The following is a 303-nucleotide window of genomic DNA, read 5'->3' as shown; positions in this document are numbered from 1 at the left end:
GGGTATGTGATGCTCTCTGCAAAATTCAGCTACTTGATCCGCAACACAAATCAAGGCTGAAGAAATGACCTGCTCCCCGATTTCAGTACCACGCCGAACTTAGTAGAGTCCGTTTTCCGAGCAGAAGACGGCAGTGAAAAAGCGTTTTACCGAAGAGCAGATTCTCGACTTCCTCAAGCAGGCGGAGGCCGGTGTACCGGTGAAGGAACTGTGTCGCCGACACGGCTTCAGTGATGCCTCGTTCTACACCTGGCGGGCCAAGTTTGGCGGTATGACCGTGGCGGACGCCAAACGGTTGAAGGA

1 protein-coding gene is annotated in these 303 nt (G+C 53.8%); it reads left to right on the top strand.

Annotation, left to right across the window (positions count from 1 at the left end):
• Positions 1 to 133: 133 nt before the first annotated feature.
• On the top strand, positions 134 to 303 hold a 170-nt coding region (locus ACLJNW_RS24245; protein ID WP_034072152.1), incomplete at its 3' end, for a transposase.

Origin of the sequence: Salmonella sp. SAL4457, from assembly GCF_046548235.1 — a bacterium.
GTDB lineage: Bacteria > Pseudomonadota > Gammaproteobacteria > Enterobacterales > Enterobacteriaceae > Salmonella > Salmonella enterica.
The sequence above is the reverse complement of the archived record's forward strand: the minus strand, read 5'-3'. Positions and strand labels throughout refer to the sequence as shown.